The organism is Thalassoglobus sp. (genome assembly GCF_048270125.1).
In the GTDB taxonomy this organism is placed as follows: domain Bacteria; phylum Planctomycetota; class Planctomycetia; order Planctomycetales; family Planctomycetaceae; genus Thalassoglobus.
In genome coordinates, this window is sequence record NZ_JBLWTN010000014.1 from 39,060 (window position 1) to 53,796 (window position 14,737).

Genomic DNA, 14,737 nt, shown 5'->3' on the forward strand with positions numbered 1-14,737 from the left:
TGCGGTCAAATGTGGTGGCTGCGATTCCGCGCAACGTGGGCGCAACGCTGGGAGCTTAATCTTCATTTAATTATGAAAGATTTCTGGACTTTTAGCGTACTTTTATAGATTGCAATGTGTCTGATAGTCGTACTATTGTGTAAGGTCTTGAATATGAAGAGACATCTTCTTCCAGAGGAAAATACGATGTCCAATGTGCAAATCGATGATATGCGCAATAAAATTGGAAATTACAGCACCGAGCAGACACAAATCCGCCTCAAGTTGAGAGGGATGCGCAATGATCTCGAGCAAATTCTAAATGCTCGAGTCGATGATTTTGATAAAATCATTTGCTTTGACGAAGAAGTCCGGCTGAAAATCTACAAAGGTGAACTGCCAGATTCTGCCGAGACTCTCTCGCTAGTAATGCAGTTAATCTCGGATTGGTACGATAATTGTACTCAATTTGTAGAAGAGTTCAGATTTCTCGAAGAGAAAGGTATGCCTGTTCGCCGTTCGGAAAAGTTTTTTGAATGCTACCATTCTGCGAAAAGTATGTTGACCGACGACTCAGAATTCTTCACGGAGGACAGTCTTCTGCCACTGGAAGAACGAGCCGTTAAACGATGCAGGGCTAATGAGTGTGAGTCAATATAGCATCAGTGCGCCAGAAAATTGCAGGACTCCAGAGTGGTGGGATTGTTTTAATTCCCTTCCCGTGAAGATTACGGAAATTGCTGAAGCTGCTTTTGAAAAATTCAAGGCTGACCCTTCCCATCACTCACTGAGAAATCATCAGTTAAAAGACAATCGAAATAGTAAGCAACGCTTGAACAGCCGATCTGTTTCCATAACTATGCAGTACCGTGCTTTGTATGTCATTGAAGGTGACAGAAATGTCTGGTACTGGATCGGGTCTCACAGCGACTATGATACGCTAACTGGAAAAAAATAGCCCTTTGCCGAGGGCACTGGGTCATGATTATTAGCGTTCTGATGTTTCAAAAAGATCCCGAACGGAAGCAACATCAATAAGCAGATCTCGCGAACCGTCGATTTTCCAGAATCTCAACTTGCCATCCTTACACCACTGGCGAACCGTGCGATTGGTTCGGCGAACCATCCTCGCAACTTCGGTTGTGGTCATCGTCTCGTCCGGCAGTTCGTACGGCGTTTTCAAAGTCATCATGAACCTCAGTCAGTGTTAAAAAAACGCCCCCGACAGTTTCCCGCCGAGGGCGCACGGATGGTTGTTGTTAGCTTCTACGTGAGTTCAGAAACTCTTCAAGGTATTCTTGGCATTCTTCGCGAGTTGCTTGACCAAAGCGAATGTTGTCAACGTTCACGCGGAATGTGAGAACATCATCGCCTTCAATACAGAATTCGTACTCGCAAGGCTGAAGGTGATGAACCTCGAGTCTTTCCATCGGCTCTTCTTCCGCAATTGTGGTATCGGCATCATCAATCTTCCGAAGACGCTTCACGTGAATGGCCCAGTGCTTAATCTTGCGGCCTGACTTCACAAACGCTCCGTTGACGCTCTTCAATTCACGCCGAGCTTCGCAGTTCATCAAACGGGATGCTTGAACTGGTGGCATGTCATACTCGGTTTCGGCTTGCCAGTCTTCAGGAGGTTGAATTCTGAGAACGTGGAAGCCTGCCGGACTGTAGGTGACAACGTTCCAATGCGGACAGTGAGGGCTCCTCCTGAGCACATCCCGATTGAGCTTCACCGCCATCTCATTGGCGATGGCCCTAGGCATCTTGATAGACCGTTCACCCGGTGTGGTTGTCAATCCCCCCGGCTCGAAGTCTCGACTAACCGGAATCAGCATGACGCATGAATCACCAGCTGCCTGGTGCATTGGGAATGTTGGCCGGTTGAACTGGTCAATCTGTGGAAGTTCTTCACTTTCCAGTGCATCGGCCAAGTTTTCAATTGATGTGAATGAGCGAATCATCGATAATCCCTTGAGTTGCCTGAACGCTTCTGCCAAGAATTCCGTTCAGGTTGCTGAGTGTGAGCCGTTGCAAACCATTTGCAGCGGCTTTCTTTTTGCGCTGGTCCCGGATGCTTCGCCCTTTCCACGAAAAAAACCGCGTGATGATCAGGACTAGTGAACACCGCGCGGCTTAAAATCCGAGTCAAACCCGGCTGAATGAATTGTAGTCAGCAAAACGCCCTAGTCCGACGTTCCGCTGTGAACCAAAGGTACGCAACGTGAACCGATGGTGTCAACTGTGATTGCATGGTTCACGTCATGATGGTTACAAATCCCGTATGACTGAGAAACGATTGAACATCCGCTGTACTTCTGACTCGCAATACGAACTGTGGGCAAAGGCTGCTGAATTAGATAAACGAAAAATCAGTGATTGGGCGAGAATCCAATTGGATCAGATCGCAGCTGAACAAATTGAAGCCGCCGAGAAGAAACGCAAAAAGTGAATCAGGTGATAACTGTCATAAGTGACAGTTGGTAGCCTCGGATATCCGAGCCTGCCCCTGAGTCCTCCAACCTCGGATATCCTAGGTTGTCTCTAAGTTTTCCAACATCGAATATTCGACGTTGTTCAAGTGTCACTAGCGACAACTGGCAACGTTGCCAGTTGCTTGGAAACAATTTGTTCCCCTGTCCGGCAGGTGTGAACGTTCACACCTGAGTCTCTACCTGAACTGTGAACGTTCACAGTTGTTTTTGGTCGCCATTTCCGGACGTGTTCTGAGTCGGCTTTCCCATCGAAACGCATCAGGACGCAATTGTCGGCTGCCACTATGGCAAAATCATTCACCTTTGTTGTTCTGCAAGTTATCAATCGGATTCTTCTTGTTTCTGGCGTCACGTTCTGCCGCTTCTGCGTTGCGTCTTGACTCGACTTGAATCTTCAGCAAGTTGCTGTTCATCTCGTTCAGCAACCGTATCTGTTCATCGATCAGCTTGTCATTGCGGTTCCCGACTGAACTCTTCAGTTGACTCAATATCTCGCGAGCAACTTCAGTCGATGCGGTTCCCCGATCCGCCCCCCTCCCGATGACTTGTGCTTCAACAGCTGCATCGAATCCGGTTCGCAGTTCCTGCTTCTTCAGTTCGGATGCTTCGGAAGAATTGATTGTGTTAAGTGTCAGTTGACGTGCCGCTTCACCCCGAGCCAAGTCTCCTGAATCAAGCTGGAAGTTCTCGATGTTCGCTTTTGATTGATTGATGGCATTTCGGAATTGCCCGCCAACCGTGTCGAGTCCGCGAATCTTCCGAGTCTGTTCATCGAAGGCTTTGACGTTCTGTGCATCGTCTTTCTCGTCGAGCGAACCGATCCCCTGTTTTGCAGCTTCGAACTCTTTCATCGCTTCCGGATCGGCTGAGAGCATCGCTTTGATGGCTGGTGTTGCCTTCGCTTCAAACGAATTCGAGCCTAGAAACGCCTCTCTCAATTCTGGATTTTGCTGAAGTGTCTGGATTCGCTCTGTGGTGGTGTTTCCAGCAACCCCGGCCTTTTCCAGTTTTTGCGATAGATTGATTAACGCAGACGATGAGGTTTCCCCTGTCTGATCGGCGGAAAGGTTCGCCAGCGTTACGAACAGTTCCATTGACTCTTCAACTGAGTTGCCCGTTTGACGTACCGCGTTCACAGCTGGCGTTGATGATTTCGCGAGTTGATTGACCGACAACATTCGTGCTGACTTCTGAGTGCCGGACAAGAAGCCAAGAATCGCCTTTGGAGCTTTCGATTCACCGAACTTCGCGAAGTCTCCAACCGCACCCGTGAGTGCTGCCGCTTCGTCCGGATCGCGAGTGAATTCAAGTGCCGCTGTGGTTGCGTCATAAGCAAACTGATTTGATCCGGAACCCTTAGCGGAAAGTGCCGGCCCAAATGCCTGGCTGAAGATATCAACCGATGTGCCGGTTGCTTTCGCTCCTGCTAAAACTTTCTTGTCGAGCTGTTCATCGGTGATTGTGTCATCGGCCTTGAAGTTGGTTTTCAGCTTTGCGAACGATCCCGCCGCACTCTCGTTCGTCTTGACGACTTCCTGCATCCGGTCGTGAAACTTCGTGAACTCTTTGTGAAGTTGCAAGACTGCCGCTGTGCTTGCGACAAGACCAGTTTTCAGTGCATCGCTGAACAACCCTGATGCACGTTCAGAAACCTTGAACTCTTTTCCTAAGACGCGAATCGAGCCGCCCATCTCATCGGCTTTTTTCTTCGATTCTGTGTACTTCCGGACTTCTTCATCCTTGAGTTTGTTGAATTCCTTCTGAGAGATCCGGCCCGCATCCAGATCTTTTTTATACTGCCTGAGAGTCGTGTTGTACCGCTCCGCTGGCGTTTGCACCTTCTTCAATGCCGCTTCGAGTTCTCGCGCCCGCTTCCGTTCCTCGCGTGCCGCCTCGCTGCTCTGTTTCTTGATTGATTCGAGCTGCTTTTCGAGCTTCAGGTTCTCTTTCTCAACCTTTTGAGCTTCTTTGACGTACTGGTCGGCATCTCCAGTAATCACAATTTTTGCATCAGACATTTTTCAGATTCTCCTCGATGCTTCGGCAAGTGACGATGCCGCACGCCAAGACGAGTGAATTGCGAATCAACTGCATTTCATCTTCGTCGTGGATAACGAGTGTTGCCCCGGTTCCGATGCGTTGCATCAGTTCTGCAAGTTCAATTCGATTGTTCAGCAACCGCTTGATGGCTTGCTCAACGTGCAATTCGTTTTCTTCTTTCGCCTGGACAAGTTGAGCCCGGCAGAGTTGTTCATCGATCATCCGTTTTATTCCCCTGGAATGTTGACGACTGGGGGGGATTGGTTCTGAATACCCTTTGACGATGCGGCAAAAAAGTCCGAATCCATTCAGAAGTAGAGACCGCTCTGTAATGTCCAGATCGTCAAGATAACCCGTCGTAATTTTATGATTGACCTTCTCGAGATCTGCTTTCACCAGCGCGAACAATCTCAACTCTCGATTGAGTCTCTCGTTCTCGAAATCTCGCTCACCTTCGTTCTCGCTCATCTTTTTCACCTGTTAATAAAATAAGGTGGGTCGTACTTACTCCTGATACGACCCACCCGGGAGGTTGCTGTGACCATTGAGGAAAATCACAGCAACAATAGATTACGAATTACCCTGGTAGAGCCCTCGGTAATCGATAGCCTTCGCTGCGAAGCTCTGGCGAATTTTGTACCGCAACGTGTCGTTGACGAAACCTTCCTCGACAGTCAATGATGGTGACTCTTCCCCTTGCAGGAATGTGAGTTCGACCGTGTCAACCTGTGAAGAATCAGCCGCTAAGTACCATCCTGATTCACTGAACGCGTCGAGTTGGCCCTCAACGACCGGGATCAGTCGGCGTGGACCGCTTGGACCATACAAGTTCACAACACCGGAGTTGAAACCGGGTCGTGCTGCATCTTCATTGGATGAGGATGTTTGAGTCGGATCAGCTGTTGACGTGATGATCTGAAGTCCTGTGTCTGACAAAGAAGCAGGAATGATCAAGAATCGTGGCATGATGTTCAGAATCGTGTCAGCTTTCAGGCCTGACTGAGTCATCATCTTTTTATATGCCGTGTTCAACGCGGAATTGTTCAAAGCGTTACTGTCAAGATTTGCATGATCAGTATGGAACAAAGCTTTGTTGTCACTGAGTTTCTTGTTGCCAGTCAACACCGCGTAAACGGCTTTGTTGATCCGGCGCCGCATTGAGTTCCCCTGCATTTGCGGGATTCGGCTGATGGCGTTCAGATCATCATTAACGATCGCTTCCAAAGTGATTGAGAAGATTTTTCCATTTTTCTCAACCGAGTAAGTTTCCTTCGAATCGTTCGCTTCCGATTCGTTGTAGTCGTCACCCTCTGGAATAACTTCCGGATCATCCAGTTCCCCGAATCGAACGCGGGACAACTCCTTATAGTCTGGCGTTGAAGGTGCTTGACGAACCCAAAGTGGATAAGTGACCGCCGCTTCATCGTAAGAAGCAAGCAATGTTTTTGTGGCTGCGTTCAACAACAGGTTTGAAAAACTGCCAGTCGAATGGAAAGCGCCTTCCCCAGCACGGCTGAGAGTTACGAACCCTCTCTGAGTCATGGCACGTTCACAAATCGCTTGTGGTGAAAGTCCGGTGATTCGCTCACCAGATCGTTCCAAGAACATGCGAGCAATTTCAGGTAGCCTTCTGTATTGAAAGTCTTCCGAGCCTTCAGACGGGTTTTCAACAATCTTCTGAATCGCCTGGGCGCGTCGAAGTGAGTCAATGTCGTTGTTCGCTTTGGCACGTTCAACAGCACTGAAAGGCCTGAGACCAGCCCCCTGAACACATCGTGTTACGAGAGCATCAGAAGCCGCGTTGTAGAACTTTTCACGGTCTGACTTTCCGTACTCGATTCCCTGTCCCGGTCCAATTGGAACACCACCCTGATATTTTCGAAGAATCGTCTGCGCGACTTCCGGCCCTGTCAGACCCTCGTCAATCATTTTCGTGCGGACAGTTTCTTCCACTTTGTGTTTTCGACAGAGTTCATCGATTTCCTTGATGCGTTTTCGCTCAAGAATAATTCCAGTTTGGTCAATGTCGTCGGTCGCTGATGCACCGTCACCACCAGCACCGGTCAACATTCGGTCCAGATAATCCTGTGCCTGTTCTTCGGTCGCATTTTCAGGCATGCCCCGCTTGACCAGCTTTTCGAAAAGAGTCTTTTCCATTTGTTCAATCCTAACCTTTTGAGGTTCTGAGTAGGCCCGCATCGAATGCAAGGCTTTTGAGTTCGGATCAGCACCGTAAACGACTGCCGAGCCTTCGATGAGTTTGGACCGAACCACAATGATTCGTCCTTCTTTGTTGGTTACTTCGAGCCGTGAAGCACTGACTGAGAAATCTGTCAGATGCCCATCAGCGTAATTGTTGAAGGCTTGGACGCTCGCTTCGTCTGATCCGAAGTGTGCACGTCCGATAAGCCTGTCACCCACAACTTTCAGATCGCGAATCGATCCCAGAGTTGCCTGGACAGTCGAACGGTTGTGACTGTCCACCATTGTGATTTTTTCGGGAACTTCGATTCCCCGCATCAATAGAACTTCCTCGACAACTCCGACCCCCATGACGTAAGTCTCGACTGGGGTTTCAGTCGCGAGAACGATGTCAATCGTCCGGTTTTCCCGGTTGATGCCATCGCTTTTGAATTCTGCCATCCTGTAAAGAATGGGTGTCTCTTCTGTTTTCATAGGCATTTATAAAACTCCCCCAAATCCAACTGTTCGACTTTCATGCTCGACTCGCTTCCACCAGAACTTAATCATTCCGGCTGTTGTCTTCTTTACCTTTGTGACCTGAACTGAGTCGCCACGAATTGTGAACCGGTCCCTCACTTTCACGATTACAGAGTCCTCTACAAGAGCGGTCCCAATGTGGACGTGAGCTTTCCCGGCCTCCTCATCTGTCTCGCCATCTTCAATCGCAATAATTGCCGTGACCTGTACACCTGCCCCCACGTTATGAGGGAAACGGGTAATCGTTTCAGCGAACTCAGACGTGTTCATGAAGACGTTCGAAACATCACCGGAGATGAGAGACTTCAGTGACACGTTTACGCTCCGTATGAATATGTGGAGTCGATTTTGAATTTGCGAATCGTGACTGATGGGGTTCCGGTTCCGCTGGCTTTTTGCAACTGGATGAATGGTTGCACACCTGCACCGCTGGCAACGTTGGACATATCAAACGTCGTTCCTTCGGCAACCCGTTCGCCATCAATGTAGAACTTGACGTTCCGGAGATCATTCAAGTCGATCACCAGACGTTTCAGAACATCAGCAAGACCTGCACCAGTGGCAACGTCGTTGTTGTCGTTGGTTCCGTCGTCAGTTTCAGCAACGACAGCTGATGTTGAAACCGACCCTTGAATACGAAACCACGCGTGATTCGCAACACTGTCAGCAGTGTCATTCTGAGCCGAGCCAACTCCGAAAACGAGAGTCGTTGCGGCATCAATTCCAGCAACCAGTAACGTCATATCAACCCGCTGAATGTCTGCGAGTTTGAATGACAGAATATCATTCTGGTACGCCGTAACGATTTCTGGCTCACTGGTGGCTGCCAGTGTCAGCTTCAAGCCGTCAGCAGTCGTGAGGTATGTCGGCGTTCCGGACGATGATGTGTCCGCAACAGTCCAACCGTTGTGGCCTGGAGTCGTCGTGAGAATTTGGGCACGGTCGAAATGGTCGTTAAATGATTTTGTACCGCGTTCAACTGTCATAATTTCAATTCCTTAATTGGTTGCTGGTTCCATATCTTCCAGCTTGTCTAAAAGAGATTTGTTATCCACGTTTGGAGCGTTTGCCCCAGATCCATTCAGGATTGTTGAGATGGGCACATTTAAGAGTGTTGACAAGTACCGCAATTCCTTGGCGCGTTGCTTGAGAACTCCTCTCCAGTCACCGCCCTTCTTGGCGATTTCATCACGCAACGTTGACTGAAAACTCGAGATGCTGTTACTCGAAGCGTCTGACTCCTTCTTCGGATCAACCCATTCCCAGCCCGGTGGTTGCCAATAGTGAGCGGTCCACTTGTCAAATTCAGCGATGAATTGCATTTCATCTGGCATCCAGTCGATACTCGAAGAAACAGCCGCTGCCATAAATCGCAACCAGACTTCACGACAAAAGTGACCGATCAACCATTGTTGTTCGATCCGAAACTCTCGCCTGTCCTCGAGATCGCCAGCCCTGTTGCTTGAATAGCTGGTCTTTGAGTAGTCGCGTGTGAGTCGCTCGTATGAAAGCCCCGTCCCAACACCAATTGAGCGTTGCATCAATGCAATCCATTCGCCCGAATCGGAATGGTTGCGACTCGGATTGATCACCGAGATGTCTTCACCTGGGAACAGCCGCGCGACTGTTGCCGGTTCAATGTGTTCGAATGAGTTTCCGCGAGTGTCTTCTGATGCCCCGCCAGACGATGGAAGCAATCCACCATCGGCCCCGCCTCCTGTTGTTTTAATCGCGACAGTGAAACATGAAGCAACTTCACTGGCTTCAAGTTCCGTCGCCAAATAGCGGTCAACACCTTTGATCCATGTGACCACGGTTCCAAGTTCGGGAAAGCCTCGCGTTTGTCCAACTCGAGTGGGTTTGAATAAAGGTAGAAAATCATCAGCTGGGTATCGTTCAGCTTTCAGTTGCCTAGTGTTTAAGTCATTGGGGTGAGTCTTGTAAATCCAATAGGCAACCGGCTTTCCGTTAGAATCAATTTCAATTCCACGTCGAACTTCATTTCCGGTTTCTTTATTCATTCCGCGTGGAAATAGATGATCCCCCGCCAGACGATCCGCTTCAATTAGCTCAAGTTTTAGCGGAATGGCGCTCGCACGGTCATCGACCCGAACAAACCTGACTAGAATTTCCCCAGCTTCCCAGCGTTCAGAAATGATCGCTTGTTGCATTTCGTAGAACGTCAATCGCCCTGTGATGTCCGCTTCTTCGTTAAATCGTCGAAATAGGTCTTCTACCTTTTCATTGAAGAGATCACTCTGTTCTTCCGATTCCAGTTCTACCTGTGCCTGGGGAACGATCCCAGTGCAAACAATGTTTCGAATCTGTGCCCGCAAGATTCCCCGAGCGTACGGGTTGTTTCGAACAAGATCGCGAGACCGAGCTCGTACAGTGTCGACGTCTGCGAGCATTTCCAAGTCGGCAGAGCGGTTTTGAGTTCTCCAACTCGACAACCGTCGATCCTTGCGAGCTGCGTCGTAGCTTCGTTGTGAGACTTTCCGCATCACCTCGCGAGCATGTGCACGACGTGCCCCGGCTGCTGGTGAGATAACTCCAACAATGCTGTCGATTGCACGTCCGATCATTTTGGCTCCTGCATCTTGGCGACCCTGAAGAGACCGTTTCGGCGTCGATTTGCGATGCCTTCAAGTTTCAGAGCTGCGTCGATTTGCTCAGAAGCCTTGCCACGTCGAACAGATCGCCCGTCCTCGGTGGTGTACTCCTCAACAATTCCGCCAGCATTTTCGGCTAGGTGGTCAATTGCGGCATTGGCTGCTGTTTGATAATCGCTCATAACTGCATTTATAAAGAGTTCAATCTATAAATCATTACCACATTACCACGAAAACTTATTCACGTTGCTTGTCTTGATGTTGTTATCGTTGTGACCTTCCTTCACTCCAAGTGTATCCGCATCGTTTGCATTTACAGTAACGGATGAACTGATATGTTTTATATGTCCCTGTCGCTGCTGATCGGCAGCTAGGGCAATCCGGTGTAACATACCGATTCGGGGATGCAGGCAGTCCCGTTGATGGAGTTTTGCCTTTCTTGGGTTTTGTGCTTCGTTTGTTTACCACTCTATTTTCCTCAATGGCGTTTACTAATAACTCCGTACCGACGATTTCCCGCCGATGCCGCTCGAACTTTTGAATCTGCACACAATGACCGACCGACATGATTTCCGGTGTGACAGTCCCACAAGTGGTTGTCCCGTGATTCCAGCCAGTACGATTTTTCCCCGGTCTTCTGGTCGAACTCTGTCACAAACTTTGCGGATGCGACTTGTCGAGAGAATTCCCGGTGTTCATTCGGGTTGCTCCCAAAGAGATAAACCGCGTTTTTCGCCCCCTGGATTGGTTCGATGAGCCACTGCTCTTGGCAACGATGCTTCCACCAGTCCGGGTCATACAGCACTAAGTGAACAAGCTTTTCACCATGTTGGATCACTGACAGACACCATGGTGAGCCGTCCGCGCTGGTGACCTTGCCCTGCGTTGCTTTTTTGGGATGAACGTACTTGCTGTCCCCTTTTGCAGCTCGCCAAACCCCACCAATTTCAAGTACGGCATCGTAAACAGCAGGCGCTTCGAATCCTGAATCAACCAGTACGCAACTCAGACTGAAGTTTGTTCCTGATTTGAAGAGATACGGGTTTGCTTTCCAGTGTTCATTTAGAGAACCCAACCGTTCAACAATCGCTGTGTGCTGACCGTATTGCGAAGTGAGGATATTTCGACCGAATGAGAAATAGTCGATGACATCACATCGGCCTGCGCTCCATGCGGTCACCTCGACCCACAACCAGCCGCCTTGAACGTCCACGAATGCGGTCAAATACTCCGTTGTTTCAGGAACGATTCTCGGATTCTCACCAGTCAAGCGGCCTGCATACTTTTCGCGTGAACCTGAGACGATGCCCACTGTTAATGATTCGGTTGACTTCGACTCTGCTTTTGGTGGGTCATTCTGAAATTCTGTGTCGAATGATCCCCGACCGATGTCCGCAATGACGTTAAAACATTGCTGAAGTGCGGATACTTCGCGTGGTGATCCGTCTGGCGTTTTCGTGTCGTCGTAGCGGTACGGGTTGCTGAGTTCAGCCCCTGCATCCATTGCCTCTCGGTTGTCGAGATAGAACTGGTGTGCACGCCGTCCAAATTCGTCACCTTCTTCAAGATCGGTTCGAAACTTTTCAACATACTCGTCCCACAATTCCATGTTTGTAGGCCACTTGTTGATCAGGCGGAATCGCTTTCCGTTCCATGTGGGGTTCAACTTCCGATCAGTGAAGAGGAACGCGGCACACTGCCGATTGATGATCGTGCAAAGCATCACCCGTGCGAGCGACTCCCCCGGACCCGCAAGCCCGCGAATTGACTGGTTGATTTTCTTGACGGCTTTGCGGGTTTTAGTGAGAGAGTCGGCACTTTCTTCATCGTCGGGATCGTCAATCAGCACTAAATCAGGACGTTCATCATCAACATTTTGTTCGCGAATACTGCCGGTGATCCCCTTGGCGGAAACAATGGCTCCGGAAAAACCAGCCTCCCATGGTTCAAATCCGTTGCCACAATCCTGGCAGGTGAGTTTATTGCCTGTCCCCTGAGACTCAGCGACATTTTCAGTCAAGCAATTAGGACACCATCGAAGCGTGACAGTCGGCAGAACAATCTGATTCTTCGTCCACTCAACGTTTGTCAACTCTCCGCCTATCGTCTGCCCCTTCGCCCGGTGTGCGGATTTGTCCACGTCGGAACACGGAACAAACAGTTCTGGAAAGTCCTCGCGAAATGCTTTTGACTTCGGTCTCGCCATTAGTTTTTTCAAATCTGAAAGCCGCTGGTCACCGTATTCGGATGTGCTGCAAATGATCAGCCCAAACCTGACCAGTCGTTTCAGGATGCAGTAAAGTAAAATCACTTTGGCAATGGTCGATTTTCCTTCGCCGCGTGGTGCTGCGAGCCCCTCCGCTGTCTTGTATTTCAACGACCGGAAGATTGCGTCAACCATCGCACGACGATTTTCCGTCCAGCCCTGATAGAACGTGTCCGGAAAGTAGGTTTCCATGAAAACGTAATGATTAGCCAGAGCCGCCTTGCGACGTTCAGGATTCACCGGAGTTGGAATAGATAAGTCCCGTTCCGATGCTCGCTTACGTCGCATCAACGATGCGTGTGCGTCCCTGTTGCTTGTCATTCCTCACTCACTATCGACAAATTTTTCGCCATACAAAGCACCTCGAGAGCAACGAACCCGGCAAGGTAGCTTTTTTGTCCCGCCCCCCTTCCGCCTCATTCGACGTCCACCCCGGCCACCCCTGCGACCTGGTATCTCTGCGAGTCCATCGTGATCGGCCTCGTCTTGTAGCAACTCCTGCTTTCACGTTCGGCCTCAGTCCACTCGCTTTGAATCTGCAAACATCGTTCGCGAATCTGTTCCGGTGTTGGATCCGGTCGTCGTCCCTGTGTCTTCTCACTCTCACAGGCTTTCCAGTCGTCGCTGTTCATTGGCTGTTCATTGGCTGTTCACTCGCTGTTCACTTTGTGTTGACGCGATGAATTAAGTTTAGAAGCCCACTGTCATTACGACGTTAAAAGGCTGTTCACTTCAATTGCGGTGTTACTTCCAAAGCATGACAACTCTAGTTTTAACCATCGAAACCATTGCCAATTACCACTAACAGTTCTAGATTCGGTAGTGTTGTTTTCACGCTTATTGCGCACCGCTGCCATATCCCAGTGACCTTAACTTAGTGGACACTGATGAATGAATCAGATGGCGTACGATGTGGTGACGTGTTACCGGCTATGAGTTACCGTAGCGTCAATGGACCCGGTTGTAGGCTGACAGAGCCGGGATTTTTAATTGTTCGGTAGACCGTGCTTGATGAGTGCGAGTCATCCCCGAGACCACATTGCATCACTACAACACCCAATGGCGTAGACTCCCAACCGCCTGGCATCTCTGCCGATCTTCTGCGGGTCTCTAATTGTGTTGTAGGCAACTGATTAACTCTCTAAATTGTCGTGAATTTGGTTTTCGCCACCTAGGTGGTGTTTTTAGTTTCAAATGTCGTTTAGTAAGTCCTGCAACTGGTAAACAGCTTGTTTGCGGACCATCTCAAGTGTTGCTGCGTCCTGCTTTTCGTTGTCGAGTTCGTTGTTGAACGCATCCTGGTCGATTACTGAGTCAATCGTTTCTGTAATGATTTTTGACAACGCTTCCGGCTCAATCGCCTCGAGCTCAAAACACTTTTGGTCAGCACCATACTTTTCCTCGAAGACTTTTCGTTGCTTATCGTTCTTCTTCGGTGTCAGACCATCAACCGTGAGGCTCAGCGTTGACACCTGTTCGTGTGTCAGTGCTGCTTTGACTGGAATGATGCCCTCTATCCCGAAGTCGTCTCTCATGCTGCGACTGAATGACTCAGCGATACATTCGCCAGCTGGATCAAAGTCGCTCACGATAATCAGGATCAGATTCTCTTTTCCGCTCTTTTTGAACCGCTGATAAATCTGATGACGAGGATCCAACGAAGAATGCCCCCGTCCAGATGTCACCGGAATGCAATACTTCATGGCGACTGACTTCACAGTCGGAAAAACAGTGTTCTTCTCCGCTAAGAGTTCGACATGGTTCGGCTGAGACTGCATCAGGTCTCGCCAATAGTTCAGGCAGAATTCATCTAGTTGACCCCGGAAGAAAGGTCGTGCGCTGCTGTAGCAGTTCCATGTCTCAACCGGCCTTGTTTCGTCGGCAATACACTTGAAGGGGATGTCACCATTCAACCGCATCCTGGTCAGCATGTCTGTCAGATTGTCATAACTGTGCTGGTCGTTTTGATATCTTGCTCGATTCTTCCCGACCGTGTTTTTCATTGGTGGATTGTTGAGCAAAAAGTAATGAATGCGACGATCAGTTAGCGGCCAGTGCTCGCGGTATTGATAGACCACATCATAAATCGCATCACGAAACTCTCGCTTCGCCTTGCTGATCTTCGAACGCTTCCGACACTCGCCAAGCACAATCTCATCCACATCGACATTGGCAATTTCCTGTCGATGCGAAATGAGTGTCTGATACGCAACCGTAGGATTAACCTGAAGAACTTCCTCTCGTAGCTTTTCTGCGTTCGACTTGTCACGTTGACGGTTATGCTCTCGCAGTAAAACCGTGAATCGGTTGATGTCATGTTGGCGATATACATTAACTGTCTGAACTGAAACGGTCGCAAGCCCTGCGAGATTGCAAGCCGCAAACCTGCGATGGCCTGAGATGATAAACCCGTCCCTGGTGACGACGATCGGTTGCAGAAGTCCGTGCTTCTTTATGCTATTGGCGAGCGCGATGATTTCCGGATCATCGGGATTGATCGGTCGATACAATTTGTCGTTTTCAGGGCTCGGTCGAATCTCTGAAAGAGCTCTTACCGATTCGCCATTACTTAGACCCGACGAGGATTTTCTATTGATTTTTGAGTGTGTGTTAGACATTATATG

Annotated in this window: 12 protein-coding genes; 1 reads left to right on the plus strand and 11 read right to left on the minus strand. The window is 49.3% G+C overall.

Features of this window, described 5'->3' with window-relative positions:
• Positions 1–186 precede the first annotated feature (186 nt).
• On the plus strand, positions 187–639 hold the full coding sequence (locus tag ACN0YR_RS15530; protein WP_417850159.1) for a hypothetical protein: 453 nt from the start codon (positions 187–189) through the stop codon (positions 637–639).
• Positions 640–967: 328 nt separating this feature from the next.
• Here the strand turns inward: ACN0YR_RS15530 and ACN0YR_RS15535 are convergent, their stop codons facing one another.
• The 11 genes from ACN0YR_RS15535 to ACN0YR_RS15585 all read right to left on the minus strand — a co-directional run bounded on the left by ACN0YR_RS15535 (position 968) and on the right by ACN0YR_RS15585 (position 14,731).
• Positions 968–1,171: a helix-turn-helix domain-containing protein gene (locus ACN0YR_RS15535; RefSeq protein WP_417850160.1), complete on the minus strand. Its 204-nt coding sequence runs from the start codon at positions 1,169–1,171 to the stop codon at positions 968–970.
• Positions 1,172–1,238: 67 nt separating this feature from the next.
• Complete coding sequence (locus ACN0YR_RS15540) at positions 1,239–1,943, minus strand: hypothetical protein (protein WP_417850161.1); 705 nt, start codon at positions 1,941–1,943, stop codon at positions 1,239–1,241.
• A gap of 824 nt (positions 1,944–2,767) precedes the next feature.
• On the minus strand, positions 2,768–4,492 hold the full coding sequence (locus tag ACN0YR_RS15545) for a hypothetical protein (RefSeq protein ID WP_417850162.1): 1,725 nt from the start codon (positions 4,490–4,492) through the stop codon (positions 2,768–2,770).
• Positions 4,485–4,982 carry a hypothetical protein gene (locus tag ACN0YR_RS15550; protein ID WP_417850163.1) on the minus strand — a complete coding sequence of 166 codons (498 nt, stop codon included), beginning with the start codon at positions 4,980–4,982 and terminating at the stop codon, positions 4,485–4,487. The genes ACN0YR_RS15545 and ACN0YR_RS15550 overlap by 8 nt, the downstream gene beginning before the upstream one ends.
• 102 nt (positions 4,983–5,084) lie before the next feature.
• Positions 5,085–7,196 carry a hypothetical protein gene (locus tag ACN0YR_RS15555; protein ID WP_417850164.1) on the minus strand — a complete coding sequence of 704 codons (2,112 nt, stop codon included), beginning with the start codon at positions 7,194–7,196 and terminating at the stop codon, positions 5,085–5,087.
• Positions 7,197–7,550, minus strand: coding sequence for a hypothetical protein (locus tag ACN0YR_RS15560; protein WP_417850165.1), 354 nt, complete (start codon positions 7,548–7,550; stop codon positions 7,197–7,199).
• Between the two features lie 2 nt (positions 7,551–7,552).
• The gene (locus ACN0YR_RS15565; protein ID WP_417850166.1) at positions 7,553–8,221 is read right to left on the minus strand and encodes a hypothetical protein; all 669 of its coding nucleotides are present in this window, start codon (positions 8,219–8,221) and stop codon (positions 7,553–7,555) included.
• A 12-nt stretch (positions 8,222–8,233) separates the two neighbouring features.
• Positions 8,234–9,820 (minus strand): phage portal protein, encoded by a 1,587-nt coding sequence (locus ACN0YR_RS15570; RefSeq protein WP_417850167.1) that lies wholly within the window; start codon positions 9,818–9,820, stop codon positions 8,234–8,236.
• Complete coding sequence (locus ACN0YR_RS15575) at positions 9,817–10,029, minus strand: hypothetical protein (protein WP_417850168.1); 213 nt, start codon at positions 10,027–10,029, stop codon at positions 9,817–9,819. The genes ACN0YR_RS15570 and ACN0YR_RS15575 overlap by 4 nt, the downstream gene beginning before the upstream one ends.
• A gap of 296 nt (positions 10,030–10,325) precedes the next feature.
• Positions 10,326–12,401, minus strand: coding sequence for a terminase gpA endonuclease subunit (locus ACN0YR_RS15580; RefSeq protein WP_417850169.1), 2,076 nt, complete (start codon positions 12,399–12,401; stop codon positions 10,326–10,328).
• Positions 12,402–13,303: 902 nt separating this feature from the next.
• A complete protein-coding gene (locus ACN0YR_RS15585; RefSeq protein WP_417850170.1) occupies positions 13,304–14,731 on the minus strand; it encodes a ParB/RepB/Spo0J family partition protein in 1,428 nt (475 codons plus the stop codon).
• Positions 14,732–14,737: the final 6 nt, after the last annotated feature.